Here is a 26,846-nt window from a genome sequence, read left to right on the forward strand (position 1 = left end):
GGACAATGTTTACGGTTTATCACTCCAATGATCTGGATCTGCTGAAAGACCTGATATGCCATATTATTGATAATGATAAAATCAATGATCCTTTTTGCCCTGAAACCGTGCTGGTGCAAAGTCCCGGCATGTCTCAGTGGCTGCAAATCAGTCTGGCGGAAAAACTGGGGATTGCCGCAAATATTACGTTTCCGCTGCCCGCAACGTTTATCTGGGATATGTTTACCCGCGTCTTGCCGGGTATCCCGAAAGAAAGTGCTTTCAGTAAAGGGGCGATGACCTGGAAACTGATGTCACTGCTTCCGCAGCGTCTTGATGACCCGGATTTTGCCCCGCTGCGCCATTACCTTGATGATGATGGCGATAAACGTAAGCTGCATCAGTTGTCCGGCCGTATTGCGGATTTATTTGACCAGTATCTTGTCTACAGGCCGGACTGGCTGACCGCGTGGGAAAATAATGAGCTGATTGACGGGCTGAGTCAGAATCAGTCCTGGCAGAAATGCCTGTGGCGGGATCTCCAGACTCTGACCCGAAGCCTGGGTCAGCCGGAATGGCACCGTGCCAATCTTTATCAGCGTTTTATTGACGTACTCAATGAAGGTGATCCGGCGGTGGTTGCCAATCTGCCGCCACGCCTGTTTATCTGCGGTATCTCTGCATTACCGCCTGTCTATCTTCAGGCGTTGCGGGCGCTCGGACAGCATACCCATATCCATCTGATGTTTACCAATCCCTGCCAGTATTACTGGGGCGATTTACAGAGCCCGTCAGCACTCCGGCGTATGCTGGCACGCAAGCCGCAAAGCTATTGGGATAAAAAAGCCGTCAGCTGGTTTAAATCGGATGAAGATGCGCCATCGCTGTTCGATTTTGAGGCTGACGGAGAGCAGAATACCGGTAACCCGCTGCTGGCTTCATGGGGACGTCCCGGCCGGGATAACCTGTTTTTTCTGGAAGATATTGAAGAAATCCATGCGATTAAAGCCTTTGTCGATCGCCCGGCAGATACACTGCTGTCCGCTGTTCAGCAGGATATCCTGAACCTGGAAGACGGCAGCGTGGTGGGAAAAAACAAAGAGGAATTTGCCACCAGCGAAGGGCGGCGGGTGATTGCGGATAATGACCGTTCTCTGACATTTCACTCCTGCCACAGCCCGCAACGGGAAGTGGAGATTCTGCAGGACTATTTACTGAATCTGCTGGAAAACGACCCGTCACTGACTCCCCGCGATATTATTGTCATGGTGGCGGATATCGACAGTTATTCCCCCTATATTCAGGCGGTTTTCGGGCAGGGGAACGAAAACCGTTATCTTCCGTTTGCGATTTCAGACCGTAAAGCCCGGCAGGCACATCCGGTATTACAGGCGGTACTGACTTTACTGGAATTACCGCAGAGCCGTTTCACTTCAGAACATGTTCTCAGTTTGCTGGAAGTCCCGGCAGTGGCACAGCAGTTCGGGCTGGATGAGAGCGACCTGCCGCTTCTGCGCCGCTGGGTCAGCGGATCGGGTGTTCGCTGGGGGCTGGATGATCAAAATATCGAATCTTTCTCACTGCCGGTTTTTGGCCAGAATACCTGGAAATTCGGACTGGAGCGCATGCTGCTGGGCTATGCAATGGCAGAGGATGAAGGCACCTGGCGCGGGATCCTGCCTTATGATGAAGTTTCCGGCATGTCTGCGGACCGGGTCGGGCAGCTGGCTGCATTTATTGATACTTTGCGGCAGTGGCAGAAAAAACTGAGTGAACAGCGTACACCGGCACAGTGGCGTGAAACCGGTTCTGAGTTGTTGTCCGCATTTTTTATGACGACACCGGATACCGAACCGGTACTCAGTATGGTACTTCAGCAGTGGCAGCAGGTGCTGGAACAAGGCGTTAAAGCCTGTTATGACGGGGATGTCCCGCTTTCACTGATCCGTGATGAACTCTCTCTGCGGCTGGATGACGAAAAAATCAGCCAGCGTTTTTTATCCGGCGCTGTCAATTTCTGTACACTGATGCCGATGCGTTCTGTTCCGTTTAAGGTGATTTGTCTGCTGGGTATGAATGACGGTGTCTATCCGAGAACAATTCCGCCGCTGGGATTTGACCTGATGGCAGAAAAAAGCCGCCGGGGTGATCGTAAACGCCGCGATGATGATCGCTATCTTTTCCTCGAAGCGCTGGGGTCAGCAAAAGAATATTTATATATCAGCTATATCGGCCGATCTATCAGAGACAACGAAGAGCGGAACCCGTCAGTACTGGTCAGTGAGCTGCTGGAATATGCAGGGCTCAGCTTCTGTCTGGAGAAAGATCGCTTTGCCGATCTGGATACCAGCCGGAAATCACTGGAAAATCATCTGATTGTCCGGCATACCCGCGTACCGTTTGCAGCAGACAACTACAGAGAAGGTGCTGAGTTTCAGAGTTTTGCACCCCAGTGGTTACCGGCCGCATTGCGGCAGGGGGAAGCGCAGGGCGCGTTTAATGTCCCTGTTCAGTCAGAAGTGGTGATCGATATCACGGTTGACCAGTTACTGCGCTTTTACCGGCATCCGGTCAGGGCATTTTTTCAGCAGCGTCTGAATGTGCATTTTGAGATTGAAGATGTGGCATTACCGGAGGAAGAGCCGTTCAGTGTCGATAATTTACAGCGTTACGGATTTAACACCAGGCTGCTTGATACGCTGGTGGACGGTGAGCCGGAAGAGAAGGTCTTCCGGCTGCTGAAGGCGGCGGGGGAACTGCCGGCCGGGGCGTTTGCACAGGTTTACTGGGAAGAACAATTACAGGAAATGGATGTTCTGGCAGAGAAAATCCGCAATGCACGGATGGCGTCTGATACTGAGTCATTTCATGATGTTATCGGGCCTTATACTTACAGCGGGCAACTGGCGGGTGTTCAGGAAAACGGGTTACTCCGCTGGCGCCCGGCAGCACTGACCGCGGCGGACGGCCTGCGTTTGTGGATTGAACACCTGACTTACAGCCTGAGCGGACGGCAGCAATACAGCCGGATGTTCGGGCGGGGAGATACGGTGTGGATCTTTGAACCGCTGACGGCGGAGCAGGCCCGGGATTATCTGCGCCCGCTGCTGGATGTGTTTGTCCGCGGGCTGAATGAGCCGATGCCAATCTTTGTCAAAAGCGGCTGGGCATGGCTGACCACACTGGCGGATGAAAACACCGGTGAACTCTCTGATGATGAGGGACTCCAACATAAAGCCGGTTTACTGCTGCTGCAGACATTGCAGGGGGGATACCAGTTTACCGGCGAGGCGGAGGACGATTATGTTGTCCGTGCATTCCGCCATTTTGATGAAACACTTATGGATGCAATAAAGCAATTTTCACAACAACTCTTTTTGCCGATGTTTCAACATCAGAAAAACAGGGAGAATGAGGCTGATGCCTAAACAACTAGTGCAGTTTATTTTTACGCTGCTTTTCTTTTTTACCGGTGCCAATGCACTTGCTCAGAACAACTGGCAGGTTCTGCCCGGAGAGATTGAGAAAAGCGCCAACGATCCGCGTCAGTATCAGGCAATCACCCTGAAAAATAATATGACGGTTCTGCTGATTTCAGATAAAACCGCCCGTAAATCAGCGGCAGCGGTCAGTCTGGCTATCGGCAGTATGGATGAGCCGAAGAGCCAGGCGGGTCTTGCGCACTATCTGGAGCATATGGTGCTGATGGGCTCGAAACGCTTCCCGGAACCCGGGAACTTCAGTGACTATCTGGCGAAGCACGGCGGAAGCCATAACGCCAGCACCGGCTCCAACTATACCGATTTCTATTTTGAAGTTGAAAATAATGCCCTGAAAGGTGCAACAGAACGGCTGGCGGATGCGCTGGCAGAGCCGCTGCTGGACCCGGTGAATGCCGATAAAGAACGTAACGCGGTCAACGCTGAACTGACCATGGCGCGTTCCCGCGACGGGCACCGCATGTATCAGGTACGGGCGGAAACCTGGAACCCGGCACATCCGATCTCCCGTTTTTCCGGCGGAAACCTGGAAACGCTGAGGGATAAACCCGGCAGTATCCTGCATGAAGAGCTGCTGAAATTTTACAATACATACTACTCATCCAACCTGATGAAAGCCGTGATCTACGGACCGGAGTCTGCGGAAGAGCTGGCTCAGCTGGCAAATGATACGTTCGGTACGATTCCGGATCGTCATGCGGCAATTCCGGCGATCACCGTACCGCTGATCACGGCAGCCGAACAGCAGAAAATTATTCACTATGTCCCGGCACAACCGCAGAAATCACTGGATTTTGAGTTTGTTATCGACAACAACAGCAAAGATTTCCGCAAGCAGACAGATACCTACATTGCGTATCTTCTGGGAAGCCGCAGTGAAGGTACTCTGGCGAACTGGCTGATCTCAAACGGGCTGGCGGAGAATGTCAGTGCATCGGCATCTTCTTCACTGGCGCGTAACCAGGGCGTGTTTATTATCTCTGTGTCGCTGACAGATGAGGGTATGGCAAAACGGGATGAGATTACTGCTGCTGTTTTTGCGTACCTGAATCTGATTAAAGAAAAAGGGATTAATAAAGATTACTTTGATGAAATTGCCCGTGTAAATATGCTGGCGTTTCGTTACAACTCGGTTGTCCGTGATATGAACTATGTTGAATCACTGGCAAACACTATGATGGATTATCCGGTAAAAAATATCCTGAATGCCGGTTATCTGGCCGATGACTGGGACCCGGCTGCGATCAAAGCCCGTCTTGCGGATTTAACACCGGAAAAAGCCCGCGTCTGGTATACCAGCCCGCAGGAACCAAGCAACAAAAAAGCCTATTTTGTTGATGCCCCTTATCAGGTGGATGAGGTGACAGCTGCGCAGCTGGATAAATGGCGCAAATCTGAAGGTGATTTCCGTTTCTCTCTGCCGGCACTGAACCCGTTTATTCCGGATAATTTTGATCTGATTAAACAGCAGGAACAGACTAAACCGGTACAACTGACCGATTCGGCAAAACTGCGTCTGTTCTATATGCCGAGCCGTTATTTTGCTGATGAACCAAAAGCCATTATTGCGCTGGAACTGCGCAACCGGAATACCGGCAGAACAGCCAAAGATTTTGTGACCAGTTCGCTGCTCAGTTATGTCAGTGAGCTGAGACTGAATCAGCTCAGCTATCAGGCCGGTGTGGCAGGAATGGGGATCAGCATCAGTGAGGATGACGGACTGAATATCAGCGTCAGCGGCTATTCCCAGCATCTGCCGGAATTACTGACCACGGCGGTGACTGAATATCAGTCCTTTACCCCGACCGCATCTGAGCTGGCACAGGCGAAATCCTGGTATCGTGAGCAGGTCGCGGTATCGGATAACGGCAAAGCGTATGAGATGGCAATGCGTCCGTTCAGCCGCCTGAAAGCGGTACCGTATTTTGAAGATAAAGAGCGCCTCGCCGCACTGGATACCATTACGGAAAGCGACATCACACAGTTCCGTGACCGTCTTATCCGTGAAGGGGCGCTTCAGATGTTTGTGTTCGGTAACCTGACGGCACCTCAGGCAGAGCAGATTGCATCGAAAGCTCAGGCGCAACTTGGCTCTCAGGGGACGGAATGGTGGGTGGGGGATTACTATGTGATTGATAAAGCCCTGAAACCAAACTTCGACGAAAAAGCCAACAGTACCGATAACGCGCTGGCCAATATCTTTATTCCGACCGGGTATTCACGGACGGAAGGCGCGGCATTCTCGTCTGTGCTGTCGAAAATTCTGCATCCGTGGTTCTATGATCAGTTGCGGACACAGGAGCAGCTGGGCTATGCCCTGTTTGCATTTAACCCGAATTTCGGCCGCCAGTGGGGGATCGGTTTCCTGCTGCAAAGCAATGAAAAGAACCCGGCGTATCTGTCACAGCGCTTTGATGATTTTTATATTAATGCGGAGAAACGCCTGAAAGCACTGGATAATGCGGAATTCGATAAATACCGTAATGCGCTCCTGACTGAAATGACACAGCCGCCGGAAACCTTTGAGGAAGAGGCCTCCCGTTATTCATTTGATTTCAAAAATAATTACTTTGATTTCAATACCCGCGAGCAAACTATCGCTGCGGTGAAAAAAATGACCAAACAGGATGTGGTGACCTTCTATGAGAACTCGGTGATGTCGAAAAATGGTCTGGCGCTTTACTCTCAGGTGACCGGAACCGGCGGCAAAGCGGATGATTACGCAAAACCGGCCGGATGGACCACATATCCGTCCGTAACGGCGTTCCAGTCGCTGTTACCTGTCAAAGAAGAAATACGGTAAGGCAATGGCGGCTGAATCTTTAAACCCGATGACAATACCGCTGCAGGGGCAGCGGTTAATTGAGGCATCTGCCGGTACAGGAAAAACCTATACGCTGGCACGGCTCTATCTGCGTCTGCTGCTCGGAATCGGTGACGGGGCCTTTGTCCGGCCGTTATCGGCGGAAGAGATCCTGGTGGTGACCTTTACCGAAGCGGCAACGAATGAGCTGCGCGGGCGTATCCGCGAGAATATTCATAAGCTGCGGATTGCCTGCCTGCGTCATGAGGAAGGCGGGGAACCGGCGGATGATGACGGGTTTGGTCCGCTTCTGGATCTGATTGAAGATAAACAGAGTGCGGCTCATCGCCTGCTGCTGGCTGAACGGCAGATGGATGAAGCCGCCATTTTTACCATCCACGGTTTTTGTCAGCGAATGCTGACTCATAACGCCTTTGAATCCGGCGTGCTTTTTGAACAGACACTGATTCAGGATGAGCACCCTGTCCGTAAACAGGCCTGTGAGGACTTCTGGCGGCGTCATTGTTATCCGCTGCCCGTAGAGCTGGCCAGAGCCATTAAACAGCTCTGGTCTGATCCTGAGGCGCTGCTGCGGGATATTTACCCCTGGTTACAGGGCGAATTACCCGGAATTACCGATGCACCGGAATCCGATGAAACATTGCTTTCCCGCCATGAGCAGATTATTGCCGCGATTGATGAGGTTAAGCAGTGCTGGCGGAAAAGTGATGTTGATTTTGTCAGCCTTATTCAGAACTCTGATCTGAATAAAAGCAGTTACCGCGCCAATCTGGTGCCCGGATGGATTGCCGGGATTAATGACTGGGCGGAGGAAGAGGAAACCACACATTACGCACTGCCGAAAAATCTGGAGCGTTTCAGTCAGGCGGTGCTGGATGAAAAAACCAAAAAGGGCGGCACGCCGCCGTCACATCCGGTATTTTCTGCAATTGAAGCACTGACGGAGCAGGCACTGACGCTGGAAGATGTCCTGTTTACCCGTGCGGTGTACGAGATCCGTCAGACCATTACAGAGGAAAAACAGATCCGGGGTGAAATGGGGTTTGATGACCTGCTGACCCGGCTGGATAATGCGCTGCGTCAGGAAAACGGGGCACTGCTGGCACAGACACTGCGCAGACGTTTTCCGGTGGCGATGATTGATGAATTCCAGGATACCGACCCCCAGCAATACCGGATCTTCCGCACTATTTATCAGGAAACGGCGTATCAGGAGATGGCCGGTGATAACGGCACTCCGGCAGAGCCGTACGGACTGTTGTTTATCGGTGACCCGAAACAGGCGATTTATGCTTTCCGGGGGGCGGATATTTTCACTTATATCAAAGCGCGCCGGGATGTCAGTGCGCATTATACCCTCGGGACTAACTTCCGTTCCGCAAAGACGATGGTCGACAGCGTTAACAAACTGTTTTTACAGGCGGATGAACCTTTCTGCTTTAAACAGATCCCGTTTCAGCCGGTCAGTTCCGCACCTGCAAATGATGATGCCGCTTTTATTATTGCCGGAAAAACACAACCGGCAGTGCAGTTCTGGTGGCAGGCCGCAGAGGGCGTCAGCAGCGGTGATTATGAACGGACAATGGCCGGCGTGTGCGCCGGACAGATCCGTGACTGGCTGGATGCCGGACAAAACGGTACAGCCCTGATTGGCCCCCCCGGGAAACAACGTCCGGTCAGTGCGGCGGATATCACCGTACTGGTGCGCAGCCGCCGGGAAGCTCAACTGATAAAAGATGCGCTCAATCAGCGGGCGATCCCGTCCGTTTTTCTTTCAAACCGCGATAGTGTATTTGAAACGCCGGAAGCCCGTGAACTGTTGTGGCTGCTCCAGGCGGTGCTGAATCCGGAAAAAGAACGGCTGCTGCGCAGTGCGCTGGCTTCCGGGCTGTTTGGCCTGAACGCGGCGGAGATTGATGCGCTCAATCAGGATGAAGCCGCCCGCGACAGGCTGGTGGATGAATTCGCCGGTTACGGGCAGATCTGGCAGCAGCAGGGCGTTCTGCCGATGCTGCGCCGGGTACTCAGCCAGCGCAAAATAGCTGAAAACCTGCTGGCGGGGCCGGACGGCGAACGGCGCTTAACCGATATTATGCATATCAGCGAGTTACTTCAGGAAACATCGCTGACGCTGGAAAATGAACATGCGCTGGTACGCTGGCTCGCGCAGCAGGTATTACGGCCGGATACGCAGTCGGAAAGCCAGCAGATGCGGCTGGAAAGCGATCAGCATCTGGTTCAGATCTGCACGATCCACAAATCCAAAGGGCTGGAATACCCGCTGGTGTGGCTGCCGTTTATCTGTAATTTTCAGGCAGGCGGCCAGCGTCTTTACCATGACGAAACCACCTTTGAGCCCTGTCTGACACTGTCACCGGATGAAACTCAGGTTGCGCTGGCGGATAAAGAACGTCTGGCAGAGGATTTGCGCCTGCTGTATGTGGCGGTGACGCGGGCGGTTTATCATTGCAGTCTCGGGGTTGCGCCCATTATCAAAGGGAACCGTAAAAAAACGGGCAATACCGATTTGCATCTTAACGGGCTGGGGTATCTGCTTCAGAACGGACAGGCGTGTGACAGCACTGCACTGGCGGAGCGGCTGGATGCCTTTTGCCGGAGCGACAGCGCGGCTGCCGTTACCCGGATAACAGAACCGCAGCTGCAACTGTGGCAGCCCGGCGTTTCACAGCCGCCGTCCCTGGCGGTCAAGCCGTTTACCCGGACTGTCAGCAGCCGCTGGCGGGTAACCAGTTACAGCGGCCTGAGCTACGGTGCATCATCCGGCGGCAGCGTATATACACAGGACAGGCAGGAAGAGATGATGGCGATGATCCGCTCTCTCAGCCCGTCACTGGACACCGATACCCTCGGAGAAGTACAGGACGAAACGGTAACGCAGCAGACGGCTTATACCTTCCCGCGTGGTGCACTGGCGGGGACATTCCTGCACAGTTTATTTGAAGAGCTTGAATTTGATAGTGAGCCCTCACTTGAGTGGCTCACTGAACAGTTGTTGTCATACGGATTTTCAGCGGAGTGGGCGCCGTTTCTGCAAACCTGGTTTACGGATCTGGTGAATACACCACTGTCAGCAGAAGGGCCGGTGCTCAGTGCGATCCCGGTGCGTTACAAACAGGATGAAATGCAGTTTTTCCTGCCGATAGACGGCGACCTGACTGCGCAAAAACTGGATGCACTGACGCGGCAATATGATCCGCTGTCAGCGCAGGCCGCACCGCTGGATTTTGCTGCGGTGACGGGCATGCTGAAAGGCTTTATCGACCTTGTGTTTTATCACGAGGGTAAATATTACATCGCTGACTATAAATCAAACTACCTGGGAGACAGTCCGGCAGATTATCAGCCGGAGGCTCTGGCTCAGGCTATGCTGGAACACCGCTATGATTTACAGTATCAGCTGTATACGCTGGCGCTGCACCGCTATCTGCGTCACCGGCTGCCGGATTATGACTATCAGACGCACTTCGGCGGCGTGTATTACCTTTTCCTGCGCGGCATGACACCGGAATACCCCGGTCAGGGGATCTGGTTTTATCGTCCGGAGCAGGCATTCACTGAGCAGCTGGATGCCCTGTTTAACGGGGAGGAGGGTTAATGAATACTCACTTACAAACCTTGTGCGCAGAGCAGATCCTGCGCCCCCTGGACTGTCAGTTTGCGGCGATGCTGGCACCGGACACTGATCCGCTGCTGCAACTCGTGTTTGCTCTGCTCAGTGCACAAACCGGCGGCGGACATGTCTGTCTGCCGCTGTCGCGGATTCTTCCTCAGCCGGAACAAGGCGGACGGCATGCTGAGATCATGCAGTCAGTCTGGCAGTCACTGGGTGAGCCGGGACTGCCTGAGATAAAAGCAGCGCTGTCTGCGTCGGATGCGGTTAGTGATGGCTCACTTCCGGCACCGATCGTGCTGTCAGATGCGAATTTGTATCTGCACCGGATGTGGCAGTATGAATGCCGTGTGGCGGAATTTTTCTCCCGGCCGCAGGTTGTTGCGGCAGACGCGGAGAGGCTGCGCCCGGTTCTGGATGCACTGTTCGGTACGGAAGAGCAGGAAGACTGGCAGAAAATTGCCGCCGCCGTGGCGGTCAGCAGCCGGACTGCCGTTATTTCCGGCGGGCCGGGTACCGGTAAAACCACAACCGTTGCCCGTATTCTGGCGGCTCTGGTGCAATCCGCGGCGGAGCCGCTGCTGATTGAACTTGCGGCACCGACCGGTAAAGCGGCAGCCCGCCTGACAGAATCACTGGGAGACGCAATTGCACAGCTCGACCTGACAGATGTTCAGCGGGCAATGATGCCGGATCAGGCCAAAACACTGCATCGTCTGCTGGGCGCTCAGCCGGACAGCCGCCGGTTACGTCATCACCGGAAAAATCCGCTGATGTCAGACGTGCTGATTGTGGATGAAGCATCCATGGTCGATTTACCGATGATGGCGGCTCTTATTGAGGCACTGCCGGAGAAAGCAATACTGATCCTGCTGGGGGATAAAGACCAGCTGGCGTCAGTGGAAGCGGGAGCGGTGCTGGGGGATATCTGTCGCTTTGCCGAAGCCGGTTATACACCGCAGCGGAGGGAAATGCTGGAGGCAATGACCGGCTGCGTGCTGCCGGATAAATGTCCGGAAAACCCGGTCAGTGTGCAGGATCATCTCTGTCTGCTGCGCAAAAGTTTCCGCTTTGATGCGGCTTCCGGCATCGGACAACTGGCTACTGCCGTTAACCATGGTAATGTCCGGGAAACGATGGCGGTTCTCAGCGGACAGCGGCCGGATGTGCGTTATGTGCCGCTGGAAGATGAAGACGGGTATGCGCAGGTACTGACGGATACCATGAATGCCTATCAGCCGTTTTTATCACTGGTAAAACAGCATGCCGACCCGGCTGCAATACTTGAGGCTTTCAGTCAGTTCCGGCTGCTGTGCGCCCTGCGTGAGGGGCCGTTCGGTGTGGAAGGACTGAATGAGCGTATTGAGCGGCTGCTGCATCAGCAGGGGCATATCCGCCGTCCGCTGATACACCGGCACCGCGCGTATCACGGTAAACCGGTGATGATAAGCCGTAATGACAGTCCACTGGGGCTGTTTAACGGTGATATCGGGATTATGCTGACGGATGAAAATCATGAGCTGCGGGTCTTTTTCCGGCTGCCGGACGGTACCATAAAGAGCATCCGCCCGAACCGTCTTCCGGCACACGAAACCGCTTATGTGATGACGGTACACAAGTCGCAGGGTTCTGAGTTTGCCCATACCGCACTGGTATTGCCGGTGCAGCCTTCGCCGCTGGTCAGCCGTGAGTTGCTGTATACGGCACTGACGCGGGCGAAAAAGTTTCTGACAATTTACAGCCGGGAAGAGTGTGTTAAGCGGGCCGTGAAAACCCCCACTCAGCGGTACAGCGGGCTGAGTGAGCGTTTACGTTAGCCGGAGAACTACTGAAAGCCGAGGATCAGGATTTTGGAGCGCCGCTGGTAGTTATACAGCGCCTGTTTTTTGACCGGCAGATTTTCAATTTCTGCCGGTACAAAGCCGCGTTCCTGAAACCAGTGAATACTGCGGGTAGTGAGTACAAACAGTTTTTCCAGTCCGATCTGTTTTGCCTGCTGTGTGACCCGGTGCAGCAGTTCCTCACCGCGTGCCGAGCTGCGGTAATCGGGATGCACTGCCACACAGGCCATCTCACCGATTTTCTCTTCCGGATAAGGATAGAGTGCGGCACAGGCGATGGTGGTGTTATCGCGTTCAATAATGGTGAATTTGTCTATCTCCATTTCCAGTTGTTCGCGGGAGCGGCGCACCAGAATGCCCTGCTGTTCCAGCGGGCGGATAAGTTCGAGTATCCCGCCGATATCGTTGATATTGGCGCGGCGTGTCTGCTCTGAACTTTCCATCACAATCTGTGTTCCGATACCATCACGGGAGAAGAGTTCCTGGATGAGCGCCCCGTCTTCCTGGTAACTGAGCAGATGGCTGCGTTTTACGCCCCGGCGGCAGGCTTTAACGGCACCGCGCAGGAAACGGACGGTTCCGGAATAGTAATCACCACTGCCTTCCATCGCGTGCACATAATGTTCCGCATCATTCGGGTGCATCTCGGAGATAATTCCGCCGTCGTCTGCCACCACACCTTGTGCAGAGCAGAAACCAATCAGTTTTTCCGCTTTCAGTTTGATCGCAATCTGTGTGGCAATTTCCTCAGACGTCAGGTTAAAGCTTTCCCCGGTAACTGAAACAGCGACCGGGCCTATCAGTACAATACCACCGTTATTAAGCTGACGGTTGATAGCATCCTCATCGATACGGCGGATACGCCCGCTGTGGCAGTAATCAATACCATCATCGATTCCCAGCGGCTGGGCTATCACAAAGTTTCCGCTGACCACATTGATATGTGCGCCCTGCAACGGTGTGTTACTCAGACACATCGACAGACGGGCGGTGATATCCAGTTGTAACTGACCGGCTGCCTGTTTGACCAGTTCAAGGGTACGGGCGTCCGTCACACGGGTGTTTTTGTGATAAACCGGTTCACACTGATGGGCCAGCAGATTTTTTTCAATTTGCGGACGGGCGCCGTACACGACAATCAGACGTATACCCAGGCTGTGCAGCAAACCGATATCATTGACAATACCGGGAAAATTTTCATGCTCGATAGCTTCGCCGCCCAGCATCACCACAAATGTTTTGCCATGGTGAGCATTAATATAAGGAACTGACTGACGGAATCCGTCCACCAGTTCGATACTGCGCTCTTTCATAACACCCTCGCAAGTGAATTATTATTCGTAATTTATGTATTTTTATTCTTTTTGGGCGGGAATAGCAAGCGCAAATTTTAGTCGCCGGTCAGGATTTCGCCGGGTTTTATGTGGTGTTATCGCCATATAAGCCAAAAATGCATAATGACAGGGCGCAAATGATTAGATAAAGTGCCGTTTAAATTATTTACGGAATAAATTGTTCTGTTTCTTTAATTTTCCGGTTTTCACCACCTGCGCCGGTTATTGTTGATTTGATTTACGCTATGGATATTTTTTCATGAGTCATTCTGAACATGATGCGTCACGCCGTCTGTTACTGAAAGGAGCTGCGGCGTTTTGTCTGCTGAGTATCAGCCCGTTCGGCTTTGCGGCGTCGCCACAGATTGTGGCGGTGCGTATCTGGCCGGCATCCAGTTATACCCGTGTGACTATCGAGTCAGACCATCCGCTGAAATATAAGCAGTTTTCACTGCAAAACCCGGAACGTATTGTTGTTGATCTGAAAAATGTGCATCTCAACAGTGTGCTGAAAGGAATGGATAAACAGGTGCAGGATCGCGATCCGCATCTGAAGCTGATCCGTGTCGGTCAGAACGACCCGCAGACTGTCCGTCTGGTATTTGAAGTGAAACAGGCGATGAGCCCGCAGGTACTGGAGCTGACGCCGGTTGCCGAATTTAAAAACCGTCTGGTACTGGATTTTTATCCGAAAAATGGTGCGGCAACGGAAGATGATCCGCTGCTGGCGCTGCTGGAAGATTACAACCGCGGTGACCTGGAAGAGAGTCTGCCGCGTGAAACGCCGAAACCGGGTAAAGCCGGTCAGGACAGGCCGGTTGTTATTATGATTGACCCGGGCCATGGCGGGGAAGACCCGGGGGCTATCGGGAAATACAAAACACGCGAAAAAGATGTGGTGCTGCAAATTGCCCGCCGTCTGAAATCGCTGATCGATCGTGAGCCGGGTATGCGCGCTTATATGACGCGTAATGAGGATGTGTTTATCCCGCTGTCGGTGCGTGTGGCCAAAGCCCGTAAAATGCGGGCGGATCTGTTTGTCTCGATCCATGCGGATGCGTTCACCAACCGATCTGCCAGAGGTTCGTCTGTTTTTGCGCTGTCGACACGGGGCGCGACCAGTAATACTGCAAAATTCCTGGCACAGACCCAGAACGATGCGGATAAAATCGGGGGCGTCAGCAAAAGCGGCGACAAATACCTCGACCAGACCATGTTTGATATGGTGCAGAGCGCGAGTATCAAAGACAGCCTCAAATTCGGTTCAGAAGTGCTGAAACGGATGGGGAATGTGAACAAACTGCATAAACGCACGGTTGATCAGGCCGGGTTTGCGGTACTGAAAGCACCGGATATTCCGTCAATTCTGGTGGAAACCGCCTTTATCAGTAACCTTGAGGAAGAGCGTCTCCTGAAAACGGCCAAATTCCAGCAGGGAATGGCAAATTCTATTTTTCAGGGGATTAAGGCCTATTTTGCCAACGGTGGTGCTGTCGCACGGCGCAACTGAGAATATGGCAAAGACAGACATCACAAGGATGTGGTGTGAAACGGGCAGATACAGCGCAGATATAGCACAGACATAGTTATGCACTGAAATAATCGTATTTCAGGGATAAATTTTTGTGTTTTTTCAGGAAAAGTGACAGGAGAGTCTGTCAGAAGAATGGTTGCGGGGGCCGGATTTGAACCGACGACCTTCGGGTTATGAGCCCGACGAGCTACCAGGCTGCTCCACCCCGCGTCCGATTTTGTTAATGATAAGAAGGTTGGTTGCGGGAGCCGGATTTGAACCGACGACCTTCGGGTTATGAGCCCGACGAGCTACCAGACTGCTCCATCCCGCGTCCGAATATCATTAACTGAGCACTTCACAAATACGATACTTCACAAATACGATACTTCACAAACATCATATTTCACAAACGTCGCACATCATAAAAGATTGGTTGCGGGAGCCGGATTTGAACCGACGACCTTCGGGTTATGAGCCCGACGAGCTACCAGGCTGCTCCATCCCGCGTCTGTGAGGCGCCCACTATACTCAGGATGAGAGCTGATGCAAGTTTTTTCTCGATAAAAAGCTATCCTGCCCCCTGATTTGGTTAATTATCCGGCTTATCGCCGTTTTTTTGTTCATTCAGCCGGATGATTGTTCAGAGGAAAAAATGAAACCGGTTGCATAATGAAAGCGATTTGATATCGTTCGCATACATATTGTATTAATTCAAATTATTGGTTGGCGGATGGGTATGAGCAAAACCGGCAGGTATTTGTTGTGCGGTGTATTGTTTTCGTTATTGGTTGGCTGTGAATCACGCCCGACGGACAAAGGTCAGCAGTATAAAGACGGGCACCTGACGCAGAATTTACAGGAAGTGGCGAACGTCAACAGTCCCGGCGTGCCGGTCAACGGCCCGGACTTTCTGAAGCAGGTGGATGCCATCCGGACAACCTCACCGCGTCTGTACAATCAGTACAGCGAAAATTTCCGTGCGGTTGAAAACTGGCTGCGCTCCGGTGCGGATACCGCACAACTGCGGCAGTTCAATCTGCACACATATCAGATGGAAGGCAAAGATAACTACGGAAACGTGCAGTTCACCGGTTATTACACTCCGGTTGTTCAGGCCCGTCATACCCGTCAGGGCGAATTTCAGTACCCCATCTACCGGATGCCGCCGAAAAAAGGCAGCCGCCTGCCGAGCCGTGCTCAGATCTATCGCGGTGCGCTGAGTGATAACTATGTTCTCGCCTACAGCAATTCACTGATGGATAACTTCCTGATGGATGTTCAGGGCAGTGCCTATATCGATTTTGGTGATGGTTCGGAGCTGAACTTTTTTGCGTATTCCGGGAAGAACGGGCACGGCTATACCAGTATCGGCCGTGTTCTGATCGAGCGCGGAGAAGTAGAGAAGAAAGATATGTCGATGCTGGCAATCCGTCAGTGGGCTGACAATCACTCGCCGCAGGAAGTGCAGGAATTACTGGAGCAAAACGCCTCTTTTGTCTTTTTCACACCGAAACAGTACGCGCCGGTGAAAGGGGCGAGTGCGGTACCGCTGATTGCCAAAGCGTCGGTGGCGTCGGATAAAACACTGATCCCGCCGGGCACAACGCTGCTGGCAGAAGTTCCGGTGCTGGATAATCAGGGTAATTTTACCGGCCGTTATGATATGCGCCTGATGATCGCGCTGGATGTCGGCGGGGCTATCAAAGGACATCACTTCGATATTTATCACGGTATCGGCCACGATGCCGGGCTGATGGCCGGATTCTACAACCATTACGGCCGGGTCTGGGTACTGAAAAAAGGTATCCCGCCGATCCTGAACCCGGCACTGTAGTCTTTTATTCCCGGGGTGTATACTTTGCGACGAAGTATGCACCCGCATTATTTCTCCGTCATTTCTGTCATTTTTCACCGCAGGTTTCTGTATTATGCAAACCCTTTTATCTGATGCTTATCTGCAGCGTTTTGCCGGTATCGGGCGTCTTTATGGTCAGCAGGCACTCCGTTTATTTGCCCGCTCTCATTTTTGTGTTGTCGGCATCGGCGGTGTCGGCTCGTGGGCAGCGGAAGCGCTGGCGAGAACCGGAATCGGTGCTATTACACTGATTGATATGGATGATGTGTGTGTGACCAATACCAACCGGCAGATCCATGCGATGCAGGGCACCGTCGGGCAGCCGAAAATTGAGGTGATGCGGGAGCGGATTCTGGCGATTAATCCGGAGTGTGAGGTGCATTGCACGGATGATTTCGTCACCCCGGAGAATGTCGCGGAAATGATGAGCCCCGGATTTGATTATGTGATTGATGCTATCGACAGCGTCCGCCCGAAAGCAGCTCTGCTGGCCTATTGCCGGCGCAGCAAAATTCCGCTGGTGACCACCGGCGGTGCGGGCGGGCAGATTGATCCGACACAGATTCAGGTCGCGGATCTGGCCAAAACCTTGCAGGACCCGCTGGCGGCAAAACTGCGTGAGCGTCTGAAATCAGACTACGGTGTGCGCAAAAATGGTAAAGGACGTCTCGGGATCGATTGTGTCTTTTCGACAGAGCCGCTGCGGTATCCGCAGGCGGACGGCAGCGCGGCCTGCGGGATGAAAAACAGCGCGGAAGGCAGTATGCGGATGGATTGTGCCGCCGGGTTTGGTGCTGCGACCGTGGTGACGGCATCCTTTGGTTTTGTGGCGGTTTCTCACGCACTGAAAAAACTGGTGGCAAAAGCAGAGCGTGCCGCCGCGGAATAAGCCGGTCAGGCGCTGAAACGCTGCGCGACAGCACGTGCGGCATCAATCAGTGCCTGAATTCCGTTCTGTCTGGACTGGCTGAGCTGCGCGCTCAGTCCGTATTGCTCATACGCTGCGGATAAATCGGCGGACAGCAGCGCCTCCGGTGTCAGCCCTTCTGCTTCAGTCAGTAATACCGCCAGAAGACCTTTGACAATCCGCCCGTCGCTGTCACCCCAAAAATGCAGCGTGCCGTTGCTGCTGAGTGCACCATCCAGCCAGACACGGTTTTCACAGCCTTTAATTTCCGTCTCTTCACGTTTATTTTCCGGCGGCAGCGCCGGTAACTGACGTGCCAGCATCACCAGCTGACGGTATTTTTCTTCCCACGAGCGGCAGGCGGAAAAGGTTTCCGCAAGCTGCTCACGGCGGATAGTGTAGCCGAACGGATGTGCCGGAAATGTGTGTGTCATTTTTTTCTCTCAGTCGTCAGCCAGGATTTCAAGGGCAAATTGCACGGCCTGAACCAGCAGGCGGATATCATCCGGCTGATTATACGGCATAAAGGAGGCCCGCAGGCAGCCTTCCGTCTCAAGTGCCTGACACAGCGGCTGTGCACAATGCTGTCCGTGGCGCAGGGCGATATTTTTCTCCGCCAGCAGTGTGGCGATATCACTGTGATGAATACCATCGATATTAAAGGCCAGCAGCGGGCTGCCGGGGCTGCGGTAACTGCGGAAACCGGGCAGTGACGCGAGCTGCTGCTCCGCACTGTCACACAGCGCAATGGTGTAATCATGGGCGGCGGTGAGATCGATTGTATCCAGCCAGCGCAGCGTTTCCCCGAATGCAGTGACACCGGCAACGTTTGGTGTACCGGCTTCAAAACGGGCGGGAACCGGCGCGGGGGTAAAGCTGAAAAAATCGGTGTCTGTCAGCATCTTGCCGCCGCCCTGCCACGGCTGCATATCACTGAGCAGTTCCGGGCGGCCGTACAGAACACCCAGCCCGTTCGGGCCATAGAGCTTATGGGCTGAAAATGCATAGAAATCGACATCACAGAGCGTGACATTCAGCGGATGATGAACCACGCCCTGAGCACCGTCAGCGACAATCAGCGCACCGTGCTGATGCGCCAGTTGTGCCGCGCGGGCGATATCCGGCCGGTATCCGGTAACATTAGACATCTGCGTGATAGCCACCAGCCGGGTGCGCGGTGACAGCAGGGCTGCCAGCTGATCGCAGCAAAGAGTTCTGACCGCCGTCAGCGGCCATTTCACCAGTTTTGCCCCGGTCTGCTGTGCCAGCATGATCCACGGGATCAGGTTGGAGTGGTGCTCAAATTCACTGACAATGATTTCATCCCCCGGTTGCAGACGCGGGCGGAAAAAGCCCTGAGCTGCGAGATTAAGGGATTCGGTCGTGCCTTTTGTCCAGATACAGCTGCGGGCATCCTCCGCCTGAATCAGTTGCCGTACGGCTTCGCGTGCCTGCTCAAACTGCTCAGTGACGACTCTGGCCTGCCGGTGATGGCTGCGGTGAACAGTCGCGCCGCTGTTATTCTGATAATAGCGGGCGGTTGCCTGTATCATCACATCCGGTTTAAGCGCAGTGGCTGCGCTGTCGAGAAAGACAGTGTCACCGGAAGTCACGGGAAAGGCGCGGCGGAATGTATCGGGAGAGAAGGTTTTCATCAGTGTAACCAACAGCTGTCTGAGATAAACAGAACTTATGCAAAAAGTGCGGTATCCGGTACATCAGAGGCGGCAGCCTGCCGGTGACCGGCCGGATCGCAGCGGTAGCACCGTCAGCGACGGTTTACTATAATCAACATCGTGGCAGCTTTCCAGACGGGGAAAAGGTATCTGCGGGCGGAAGGCAAAAAAAAAAGCACCGCAATCGGCGGTGCATTCAAAAAATCACTATGGACAGACAGGGTAAATGTACAGGAAGTGAAAAAAACAGTAGCTTAAGCTACTATGTCCGGAACTCCCGGACAACTTGCAAACACAACATCACAACCACATAGCCAAAAGTTTTGCAGTATCGCTACCGTTCAACTTTTCGTTCCGGCTTAGGAAGTGGGCATACTATAGGTATTTGCTGGTGTATCATCAAGGGACAATTTATAATGCTTCGGATTACAAAAACTAATCCAGACTAAACTTACGTTACCGGTATCCGGATCAGACAGAAAAACCAGAAAATGTCCAAACGATTGCCTCCGCTCAATGCTTTGCGTGTCTTCGATGCTGCCGCCCGCCATTTAAGTTTTACTAAGGCGGCGGAAGAACTTTTTGTGACTCAGGCCGCCGTGAGCCATCAGATGAAAAGCCTGGAAGATTTCCTCGGGCTGAAATTATTCCGCCGCCGGAACCGTTCGTTGTTGCTGACGGAAGAGGGGCAGAGTTATTATCTCGATATTAAGGAGATCTTCTCAGCGATAAATGATGCCACGCGCAAACTTCAGGCACGCAGTGCCAAAGGAGCGCTGACCGTCAGCCTGTCACCGAGTTTCGCTATCCAGTGGCTGGTGCCGCGTCTTTCCGGTTTCCATCAGGCCTATCCGGGGATTGATGTGCGTATCCAGGCGGTCGACCGCGAAGAAGATAAACTGGCCGATGATGTGGATGTGGCGATTTTTTACGGCAAAGGTAACTGGCCGGGTCTGCGGACAGACCGGCTGTATGCAGAGTATCTTATACCGGTGTGCGCGCCGTCACTGATGACCGGTGAACGACCGCTCAAAACGCTGACCGATTTGTCGTATCATACACTTCTGCATGATTCATCCCGCCGTGACTGGCAGGCGTATATCCGCCAGGCGGATTTACAGCAGCAGGTCAATGTGCAGCACGGGCCGATTTTCAGCCACAGTGCGATGGTGATTCAGGCCGCAGTACACGGACAAGGCGTGGCACTGGTCAATAATGTTATGGCAAAAAATGAACTGGATGCCGGTCGCCTGGTGTGCCCGTTTAAAGATATTCTGGTCAGTAAAAATGCGTTTTATCTGGTGTGTCAGGACAGTCAGGCTGATTCCGGTAAAATCGCAGCATTCCGTCAGTGGATTATGGCGCAGGCGGCGAGTGAACAGGAAAAACTAGGTTGGATGACAAGTGAGCAGGATTAACCTGAACATCACATAAGGTATGGCAAATGAATAGTCGGTTGATGTTAATTTTTGCCGGTTTCAGCGGCTTTTTTTATGTTGCATTCGGCGCGATCGGATCGCACCTTTTAACGCCGTTACTGGCAAAGCACCAGATGGACTGGATTAATCTGGGTCTCCAGTACCAGATCTCACACACACTCGCTTTGATCGGTCTTGCCGCTGTGCTGATGCGCAAAGTGGTCTTGTGGTTTTACTGGAGCGGACTGTTTTTCGGGATCGGCATTTTGCTGTTCTCCGGCAGCCTGTATTGTATGGCGCTGTTACAGATGAAATATTTTGCCTATTTTACGCCGGTTGGCGGGGTAAGTTTCCTGTTAGGCTGGTTTTGTGTATTAATTGGCGCATTGCGTCTAAGGAAAGTGGCTTCCGGCCATGAATAAAATAGCATTATATTGCCGCCCGGGTTTTGAAAAAGAGTGTGCGGCAGAGATTACGGATAAAGCCGGTCGTCTTGAGATTTTTGGTTTCCCGCGGGTTAAAGAGAACAGCGGTTATGTCATTTTTGAATGTTATCAGCCGGATGATGCCGATCGCATTGCAAAAGAGATCCCGTTTAAAGAACTGATTTTTGCCCGCCAGATGATCGTTATCGGCGAACTGCTGAAAAATTTACCTGAAAACGACCGGATCACACCGATCATGGGGATGCTGACCGGTGTGGTTGAGCGTGCCGGTGATTTGCGCGTCGAAGTGCCTGATACCAACGAAGCCAAAGAGCTGATGAAGTTCTGCCGTAAATTCACGGTACCGCTGCGTTCGGCACTGCGTCAGGAAAAACTGCTGCTGGCGAAAGAGAACCGGGGGCGTCCGGTTATCCATGTCTTCTTTATCGCTCCGGGTTGTTGCTATGTCGGTTATTCGTATTCAAATAATAACTCGATGTTCTACATGGGTATCCCGCGTCTGAAATTCCCGTCAGATGCACCGAGCCGCTCCACGCTTAAGCTGGAAGAAGCGTTCCACATGTTTATTCCGTATGACGAGTGGGAAGAGCGTCTGGAAGGCGGATTACAGGCGGTGGATCTGGGTGCATGCCCGGGCGGCTGGACGTATCAGCTGGTGAAGCACAGTATGCGTGTTCAGGCGGTCGATAACGGCCCGATGGCAGAAAGTCTGATGGATACCGGGCAGGTACGTCATCTCCGCGAGGATGGTTTCAGGTTTGTGCCGACCTCCAAAAATATTACCTGGCTGGTCTGCGATATGGTGGAAAAACCGGCAAAAGTGGCTGCGCTGATGACCACCTGGATGGTTAACGGCTGGTGCCGTGAGATGATTTTCAACCTCAAACTGCCGATGAAAAAACGCTATGAAGAGGTATCGCATATCCTCGAAAAAATGGCAGCTGAAATGAAAGAGCAGGGCGTAAATGCGCTGATCCATGCGAAGCATCTGTATCATGACCGTGAGGAAATTACGGTACATGTTCAGCGCGTGTGGGGAGCGTATAACCCGGATCGGGTATTCTGATTTACGTCTGTCAGCGGTAAATATCGTTAAAATCCCGGCGGTTCAGATTGCCGGGATTTTTTTATCACTTTACTGCCGGCAGGAACGAGATATCCATGAAATAGTTATCAGGATTTTTCGTGTCCACATAGACCATGACAAATTCCTGATGAATAAACGGTGCAGGATCAAACTCAATATTGCGGCTGTAATACCGTTTTACGGTGTTTTCGGCACTGTTGTGCACCTGCGCCACAATCCGGTACGGGCAGCGGCCGTTGATACTGATCATCGTGTTCATGTCTGTGCCGGTGATTCCGGCTTTAACCGGTATGCCTTCGCGCAGCAGGCGCTGAGCCGATTTCCCCCGCCGATACATGATAATCAGCGGCAGCGTGCCAACCAGTGCAAATATCACTCCCATCCCGAGAAGGATCACGGCACCGCCGTACAGGCCGCCGAAGGAACGGATAACCGCGTCAGCCGGGATGCCGGGCGGATAAATAACCTCAATGTTGTCACCCGATGCATTGCGGTAGCCGCTGCTGCAATAGGAGGACTCCATAACATACGCTTCCTGTCCGTCTGTGTATTTCACCACCGGGCAGTATGAGATGCCGTTATCTGAACGGTGCACCGACAGGTCGATGATTTCTCCGGTGGTTACGATTCCGTTTTTTTCCTGCGAATAACCGGAAAGGTATAAGTAACTGCCGCCCGTCAGCAACAGCAGCCCGGTAACAGCAAAAATCCCGAAAATAATGCGCACTTTCGTAAACACAGGCACTCCGTTTGTCTGGTTTAAGAGATATTACCCGCCGGCAGCCGTAACTGGCTGAGATTACCCTGTAAGTGCAAGTCCCGTTTCAGGGTGGCGACATCACGGCAGCTGTAAGCCATTGCTTTTCCGCCGATCAGTTTCTGACGCCATTTTTCCGGCACCTGGTCAATATTGCGGTAGAGTGAGTCCAGATCAGCAAAGGTGCCGAGCAGTGTGGCCGCAGTTTTCGGACCGATACCGGTTATCCCCGGAATTTTGCTGCTGCTGATACCGCTTAAGCCCCAGAAATCCGGCAATTGCTGTGCGGTAACGCCAAATTCCGCTGCAATAAACGGCATGTCGAGCCAGCGTTTCTGGAAATAGTCGCGGATCTGAATCTGCGGGGAGAGCAGCTGGCAGTAGCCTTTATCGGTGGAGACAATGGTTACCCTGTGTCCCGCCTGACCGACTTTGTGCGCCAGTGTGGCTGCGAGATCATCCGCTTCATCCCCCTCGGAATGCCATGCCCGGATACCGTGACGGGCAAACATCTCCCGCAGCAGCGGCAATTCCTGCCGGACAACCTCCGGCATTTCACTGCGTCCGGCTTTGTAACCCGGCAGCAGCTGATGACGCCAGCTGTGGCTGCGGTCGTCTTCATCAAAGACCGTGACGGCATGTGTGGGTTGTGCATGACCCAGGATCTGCATCAGCGCCTGTTCACAGACCAGCAGACCGGACTGGCTCTGCACGGCGTAGATCCGGCGGATCAGATTCATTGCATCGATAATCAGTAAATGGATCATAGTCGCTATATATAATTTCCCCGCCGGCGGCGGGGAAACAGTTCAGAGAAAAAGTATCAGCGGATGATTTCGTAGCATGGCTCGTAAGCCGTGCCACCCGGTAATTTCATCCGGTGCTGCTCAACAAAGCCGCGCAGCATCACATCCATCCGCTGCATAATGGCTTCTTCGCCGTGGATTTTAAACGGCCCGTGCTGTGCGATGGCCTGCATGCCGTTTTCTTTCACGTTACCGGCGACGATGCCGGAGAAGGCGCGGCGCAGATCTGCCGCCAGTTTTTCCGGCTCCTGATTGCGGTACAGGTTCAGCGCGGCCATATTTTCATGGCTCGGCTCAAACGGATGCTGCAAATCACCGGCGATTTTAATTGACCAGTTGAAGCTGTAGGCATCCCCGGTGCTGCGGCGGTTATCTTTCACTTCAGGCATGGCGCGCTTCATCACGCGGGCAACTTCTACCGGATCATCAATAATGATCTGATAGTGGCGGGTGGCTTCTTCACCCAGGGTGTTGATCACGAAATCATTAAGCACGCGGAAATAATCGGCGCTCTCTTTCGGCCCGGTCAGCACCAGCGGCAGTACCTGGTCCTTGTTATCCGGATGCATCAGAATCCCCAGCAGATAGAGCAGCTCTTCGGCTGTGCCGACCCCGCCCGGGAAGATGATGATCCCGTGTGCCAGGCGGACAAAGCTCTCCAGCCGTTTTTCGATATCCGGCATGATGATAAGCTCGTTCACCAGCGGGTTAGGCGGCTCGGCAGCAATAATAGACGGTTCAGTCAGACCGATAAAACGGCTGTTTTTGTACCCCTGCTGGGCATGGCCGACAGCAGCGCCTTTCATCGGCGCTTCCATCGCACCCGGCCCGCAGCCGGTACAGATATTCAGTTCACGCAGCCCCAGCTCGTTACCGACTTTACGTCCGTAGAGGTATTCGGTTTCATTGATGGAGTGGCCGCCCCAGCAGACGATCATATTCGGATCTTCATCAATATGCAGGGCGCGGGCATTACGCAGGATAAAGAAGATCAGGTTGGTGATATGCGCGCTGTTATCCAGATTCAGGCCGCGGCAGCGTTCCGCATCGGTGATCTGGGTCTGTACGAACAGGATATCGCGCAGCACAGCAAACAGGTTGGCCTGGAGTGAGCGGATAATTTTACCGTCAACAAATGCATTCTGCGGCGGGTTTACCAGTTCGAGTTTTACTCCGCGCTCACGGCGCAGCACGTTAATGTCAAAATCCGGAAAACGGGACAGTAACTCATGACTGTTATCCATCTTACTGCCGGAATTCAGTACCGCCAGTGAACAGTTGCGGTACAGACGATACAGGTGACTGCTTGCTGTCCGTTTCAGAACATCAACTTCAAGCTGGGAAAGCAGATCCATAGAGCCTAACGGGCTGATATGTGTGATCAAGTAAAACTCCTTGTTATCCCGTGGATAAATTGTAGTCGTACAGGTTGCGCGCTGTTTGCCTTACTGGCGGGCGAGACGATCCGCAGACGGAGTAAAGTCCGTATTGGTGCGCCACGGATTGATATCCAGTCCGCCGCGCCGTGTATAACGGGCATAGACAGTCAGGGCAACCGGGCGGCAATGTGTGTTCAGATCGGTAAAGATCCGTTCAACGCACTGCTCATGAAACTCGTTATGATTGCGGAATGACACCAGATACCGCAGCAATTTTTCGCGATCAATTTTGGGGCCGCGATACTGTATGGCAACCGAGCCCCAGTCAGGCTGCTGTGTAATCAGGCAGTTTGATTTTAGCAGGTGGCTGACTAACGTTTCCTCAACGACATCGTCATTTTCATTGACGGCATCAATAAGATAATCACTGCTGAACTGATAATCCGTAATCGTAATATCCTGATAATCGATACACTCACCGGTAAAATCAATGATTTTTTGTTCCGCGAACTGATCAGGACGCAGCAGCTGCACCGTGACGTTTCCCTGTGCACAGGCGCTTAAATCCTGTTCCAGGGTACGGCGGACATCATCCGCAGAAGCAAAAACAGTCTGGTTAAAGCTGTTGAGATAGAGTTTGAAGCTCTTGGATTCGATCAGATTCAGACCGGCGGCATCCAGGGAGACATAGCCGAGCGCAATGCAGGGCACGCCGTTCGGCTGTAACCAGGAGAGCTCATAGAGTGTCCACAGATCCGCACCGCGAAAAGGCAGATTATCCGCATGCAGATGCAGTGCATCCCGGTTGAGGCTGCGCGGCACACCCTGTAACAGGGCGGGATTGTAATGCTGCTCATAACCGGTTTTTTTACCGAGCGTCAGTGACGCCAGTTCCGCCTTTCCTTCATACAGAGACATAAATAACCCTTTTACATCAGGTGAAAAATAGTACCGCCTGTCGCCAATACAGTCTGTCATACGTTACTATAGCGGCATGATACTTTTATGTTTAACAGGTTTTGCGATATGACCCGCACAGTTTCTCAGGCGTTACATCAGTTTACCCGGCATTATGTCGGTTTATGGCAGGAAAAAACAGGTTTACCGCCGATCAGTCACGATCTTTATGGTATTCCTTCCCCGTGTATTATCCGCACCGGTGATGAGTGTGTATATTGGGAACCGGCGGAATTCACCGCAGACAAACAGTTGCGGCCGGTTGAAAAAGCGCTGGATATTCAGCTGCACCCGGATATCAGTGAATTTTACACGCAGCAGTTTGCCGGGGATATGCAGGCCGTTTTTGAGGATATTCAGCTCAGTCTGGTACAGGTCTGGAGTGAGGACGATTTTATCCGCTTACAGGAAAATCTGATTGGCCATCTGGTCACGCAGCGCCGTCTGAAACTGCCGCCGACACAGTTTATCGCCACGCTGGAATCGGAATTCGATATGATTTCTGTCTGTAATCTGAGTGGTGAAGTGATCCTCGAAACGTTTGGTACCACAAAGCGGCGGGTGCTGGCAGCAGATACCGCATCGTTTCTGTCACAGCTGACAGCGGTATGCCCGGCATAAATATCACTGACAGCGGTGTGGGATTTTACCGGCAATGACTGTAATACGGTTTGCCGGAAATTCCCGGATTACTGAAAATGATAAGTAAATTCAGATAATTAACTCTGCGTTATCATCGTGATTTACCGCCGGTATTATTGCCTGTCACTGCCGTCTGCGGCATGCTGTCTGCGTTCGTAAGGAAGCGGACGAAAATACACGGAAGTATTTTCAGCAGAGACAGGATGTTATTTTATTAGAAACGAGGGGGATTTTTTCCCCCTCGTTTTTAATCCCCCCGCAAATCCCCGTTATGCCTTTTTATGTCTTCCG

At 52.8% G+C, this 26,846-nt stretch carries 18 protein-coding genes and 3 tRNA genes; 11 read left to right on the forward strand and 10 right to left on the reverse strand.

Translation table 11 applies throughout. The features are described 5' to 3' along the window. Window positions 1-5: 5 nt before the first annotated feature. The 4 genes from recC to recD are packed head-to-tail and all read left to right on the forward strand — an operon-like array spanning window position 6 to window position 11,751. On the forward strand, window positions 6-3,407 hold the full coding sequence (gene recC / locus JC793_RS02565) for an exodeoxyribonuclease V subunit gamma (RefSeq protein ID WP_218427401.1): 3,402 nt from the start codon (window positions 6-8) through the stop codon (window positions 3,405-3,407). Next, a complete protein-coding gene (gene ptrA, locus JC793_RS02570) occupies window positions 3,391-6,282 on the forward strand; it encodes a pitrilysin (RefSeq protein ID WP_218427403.1) in 2,892 nt (963 codons plus the stop codon). Before recC ends, ptrA begins: the two co-directional genes overlap by 17 nt. 4 nt (window positions 6,283-6,286) lie before the next feature. Next, window positions 6,287-9,919 (forward strand): exodeoxyribonuclease V subunit beta, encoded by a 3,633-nt coding sequence (gene recB, locus JC793_RS02575; protein WP_218427405.1) that lies wholly within the window; start codon window positions 6,287-6,289, stop codon window positions 9,917-9,919. Further along, a complete protein-coding gene (gene recD / locus JC793_RS02580) occupies window positions 9,919-11,751 on the forward strand; it encodes an exodeoxyribonuclease V subunit alpha (protein ID WP_218427407.1) in 1,833 nt (610 codons plus the stop codon). Before recB ends, recD begins: the two co-directional genes overlap by 1 nt. 8 nt (window positions 11,752-11,759) lie before the next feature. On the opposite strand, the gene argA is transcribed toward recD, so the two are convergent. Further along, a complete protein-coding gene (argA, locus tag JC793_RS02585) occupies window positions 11,760-13,088 on the reverse strand; it encodes an amino-acid N-acetyltransferase (protein ID WP_046894167.1) in 1,329 nt (442 codons plus the stop codon). A 280-nt stretch (window positions 13,089-13,368) separates the two neighbouring features. On the opposite strand from argA, the gene amiC reads away from it, so the two are divergent. Next, window positions 13,369-14,619, forward strand: coding sequence for an N-acetylmuramoyl-L-alanine amidase AmiC (gene amiC, locus JC793_RS02590; RefSeq protein WP_046894168.1), 1,251 nt, complete (start codon window positions 13,369-13,371; stop codon window positions 14,617-14,619). A 157-nt stretch (window positions 14,620-14,776) separates the two neighbouring features. Here amiC and JC793_RS02595 read toward each other — a convergent pair. From JC793_RS02595 to JC793_RS02605, 3 genes are all read right to left on the reverse strand, one after another. After that, a tRNA-Met gene (locus JC793_RS02595) sits at window positions 14,777-14,853 on the reverse strand. Window positions 14,854-14,879: 26 nt separating this feature from the next. Then, window positions 14,880-14,956 (reverse strand) — tRNA-Met (locus tag JC793_RS02600). Window positions 14,957-15,055: 99 nt separating this feature from the next. Next, window positions 15,056-15,132: transfer RNA gene (locus tag JC793_RS02605), tRNA-Met, on the reverse strand. Between the two features lie 229 nt (window positions 15,133-15,361). On the opposite strand from JC793_RS02605, the gene mltA reads away from it, so the two are divergent. Together mltA and tcdA are read left to right on the forward strand one after the other, a co-directional pair. Then, window positions 15,362-16,459, forward strand: coding sequence for a murein transglycosylase A (gene mltA / locus JC793_RS02610; protein ID WP_046894169.1), 1,098 nt, complete (start codon window positions 15,362-15,364; stop codon window positions 16,457-16,459). A gap of 94 nt (window positions 16,460-16,553) precedes the next feature. Continuing rightward, the gene (gene tcdA / locus JC793_RS02615; protein WP_218427409.1) at window positions 16,554-17,369 is read left to right on the forward strand and encodes a tRNA cyclic N6-threonylcarbamoyladenosine(37) synthase TcdA; all 816 of its coding nucleotides are present in this window, start codon (window positions 16,554-16,556) and stop codon (window positions 17,367-17,369) included. A gap of 5 nt (window positions 17,370-17,374) precedes the next feature. On the opposite strand, the gene csdE is transcribed toward tcdA, so the two are convergent. Together csdE and csdA are read right to left on the reverse strand one after the other, a co-directional pair. Continuing rightward, window positions 17,375-17,821: a cysteine desulfurase sulfur acceptor subunit CsdE gene (gene csdE, locus JC793_RS02620; protein ID WP_218427411.1), complete on the reverse strand. Its 447-nt coding sequence runs from the start codon at window positions 17,819-17,821 to the stop codon at window positions 17,375-17,377. A gap of 9 nt (window positions 17,822-17,830) precedes the next feature. Next, window positions 17,831-19,042 carry a cysteine desulfurase CsdA gene (gene csdA / locus JC793_RS02625; protein WP_218427413.1) on the reverse strand — a complete coding sequence of 404 codons (1,212 nt, stop codon included), beginning with the start codon at window positions 19,040-19,042 and terminating at the stop codon, window positions 17,831-17,833. A 512-nt stretch (window positions 19,043-19,554) separates the two neighbouring features. On the opposite strand from csdA, the gene JC793_RS02630 reads away from it, so the two are divergent. The 3 genes from JC793_RS02630 to rlmM are packed head-to-tail and all read left to right on the forward strand — an operon-like array spanning window position 19,555 to window position 21,993. Beyond that, on the forward strand, window positions 19,555-20,481 hold the full coding sequence (locus JC793_RS02630; protein ID WP_046894173.1) for a transcriptional regulator GcvA: 927 nt from the start codon (window positions 19,555-19,557) through the stop codon (window positions 20,479-20,481). A gap of 26 nt (window positions 20,482-20,507) precedes the next feature. Beyond that, a complete protein-coding gene (locus JC793_RS02635; RefSeq protein ID WP_107680648.1) occupies window positions 20,508-20,903 on the forward strand; it encodes a DUF423 domain-containing protein in 396 nt (131 codons plus the stop codon). Beyond that, window positions 20,896-21,993, forward strand: a complete 1,098-nt coding sequence (gene rlmM, locus JC793_RS02640) for a 23S rRNA (cytidine(2498)-2'-O)-methyltransferase RlmM (protein WP_107680647.1) — start codon at window positions 20,896-20,898, stop codon at window positions 21,991-21,993. The genes JC793_RS02635 and rlmM overlap by 8 nt, the downstream gene beginning before the upstream one ends. Before the next feature lie 64 nt (window positions 21,994-22,057). On the opposite strand, the gene JC793_RS02645 is transcribed toward rlmM, so the two are convergent. From JC793_RS02645 to queF, 4 genes are read right to left on the reverse strand one after another with little or no spacing between them, the layout of a single operon-like run. Next, window positions 22,058-22,753 carry a DUF3592 domain-containing protein gene (locus JC793_RS02645; RefSeq protein WP_218427415.1) on the reverse strand — a complete coding sequence of 232 codons (696 nt, stop codon included), beginning with the start codon at window positions 22,751-22,753 and terminating at the stop codon, window positions 22,058-22,060. Between the two features lie 20 nt (window positions 22,754-22,773). After that, a complete protein-coding gene (gene xni, locus JC793_RS02650) occupies window positions 22,774-23,538 on the reverse strand; it encodes a flap endonuclease Xni (RefSeq protein WP_218427417.1) in 765 nt (254 codons plus the stop codon). Window positions 23,539-23,594: 56 nt separating this feature from the next. Next, window positions 23,595-24,962 (reverse strand): nucleotide 5'-monophosphate nucleosidase PpnN, encoded by a 1,368-nt coding sequence (ppnN, locus tag JC793_RS02655; RefSeq protein WP_112550047.1) that lies wholly within the window; start codon window positions 24,960-24,962, stop codon window positions 23,595-23,597. A gap of 60 nt (window positions 24,963-25,022) precedes the next feature. Continuing rightward, on the reverse strand, window positions 25,023-25,874 hold the full coding sequence (gene queF, locus JC793_RS02660) for an NADPH-dependent 7-cyano-7-deazaguanine reductase QueF (protein WP_052926350.1): 852 nt from the start codon (window positions 25,872-25,874) through the stop codon (window positions 25,023-25,025). 108 nt (window positions 25,875-25,982) lie between these two features. Here queF and syd point away from each other — a divergent pair, with 108 nt between their 5' ends. Continuing rightward, a complete protein-coding gene (syd, locus tag JC793_RS02665; RefSeq protein ID WP_218427419.1) occupies window positions 25,983-26,534 on the forward strand; it encodes a SecY-interacting protein in 552 nt (183 codons plus the stop codon). The last annotated feature ends 312 nt before the right edge of the window (window positions 26,535-26,846 follow it).

It is taken from the genome of Morganella morganii (assembly GCF_019242955.1).
Taxonomy (GTDB): Bacteria; Pseudomonadota; Gammaproteobacteria; order Enterobacterales; family Enterobacteriaceae; genus Morganella; species Morganella sibonii.

What these genes read in the sequence shown, in the direction of transcription:
- syd (WP_218427419.1), top strand. Translation starts at nt 25,983, where the DNA reads ATGACCCGCACAGTTTCTCAGGCGTTACATCAGTTTACCCGGCATTAT.
- tcdA (WP_218427409.1), top strand. Translation starts at nt 16,554, where the DNA reads ATGCAAACCCTTTTATCTGATGCTTATCTGCAGCGTTTTGCCGGTATC.
- JC793_RS02635 (WP_107680648.1), top strand. Translation starts at nt 20,508, where the DNA reads ATGAATAGTCGGTTGATGTTAATTTTTGCCGGTTTCAGCGGCTTTTTT.
- csdE (WP_218427411.1), bottom strand. Translation starts at nt 17,821, where the DNA reads ATGACACACACATTTCCGGCACATCCGTTCGGCTACACTATCCGCCGT.
- recB (WP_218427405.1), top strand. Translation starts at nt 6,287, where the DNA reads ATGGCGGCTGAATCTTTAAACCCGATGACAATACCGCTGCAGGGGCAG.
- recC (WP_218427401.1), top strand. Translation starts at nt 6, where the DNA reads ATGTTTACGGTTTATCACTCCAATGATCTGGATCTGCTGAAAGACCTG.
- ptrA (WP_218427403.1), top strand. Translation starts at nt 3,391, where the DNA reads ATGAGGCTGATGCCTAAACAACTAGTGCAGTTTATTTTTACGCTGCTT.
- amiC (WP_046894168.1), top strand. Translation starts at nt 13,369, where the DNA reads ATGAGTCATTCTGAACATGATGCGTCACGCCGTCTGTTACTGAAAGGA.
- rlmM (WP_107680647.1), top strand. Translation starts at nt 20,896, where the DNA reads ATGAATAAAATAGCATTATATTGCCGCCCGGGTTTTGAAAAAGAGTGT.
- argA (WP_046894167.1), bottom strand. Translation starts at nt 13,088, where the DNA reads ATGAAAGAGCGCAGTATCGAACTGGTGGACGGATTCCGTCAGTCAGTT.
- csdA (WP_218427413.1), bottom strand. Translation starts at nt 19,042, where the DNA reads ATGAAAACCTTCTCTCCCGATACATTCCGCCGCGCCTTTCCCGTGACT.
- xni (WP_218427417.1), bottom strand. Translation starts at nt 23,538, where the DNA reads ATGATCCATTTACTGATTATCGATGCAATGAATCTGATCCGCCGGATC.
- recD (WP_218427407.1), top strand. Translation starts at nt 9,919, where the DNA reads ATGAATACTCACTTACAAACCTTGTGCGCAGAGCAGATCCTGCGCCCC.
- queF (WP_052926350.1), bottom strand. Translation starts at nt 25,874, where the DNA reads ATGTCTCTGTATGAAGGAAAGGCGGAACTGGCGTCACTGACGCTCGGT.
- JC793_RS02630 (WP_046894173.1), top strand. Translation starts at nt 19,555, where the DNA reads ATGTCCAAACGATTGCCTCCGCTCAATGCTTTGCGTGTCTTCGATGCT.
- mltA (WP_046894169.1), top strand. Translation starts at nt 15,362, where the DNA reads ATGAGCAAAACCGGCAGGTATTTGTTGTGCGGTGTATTGTTTTCGTTA.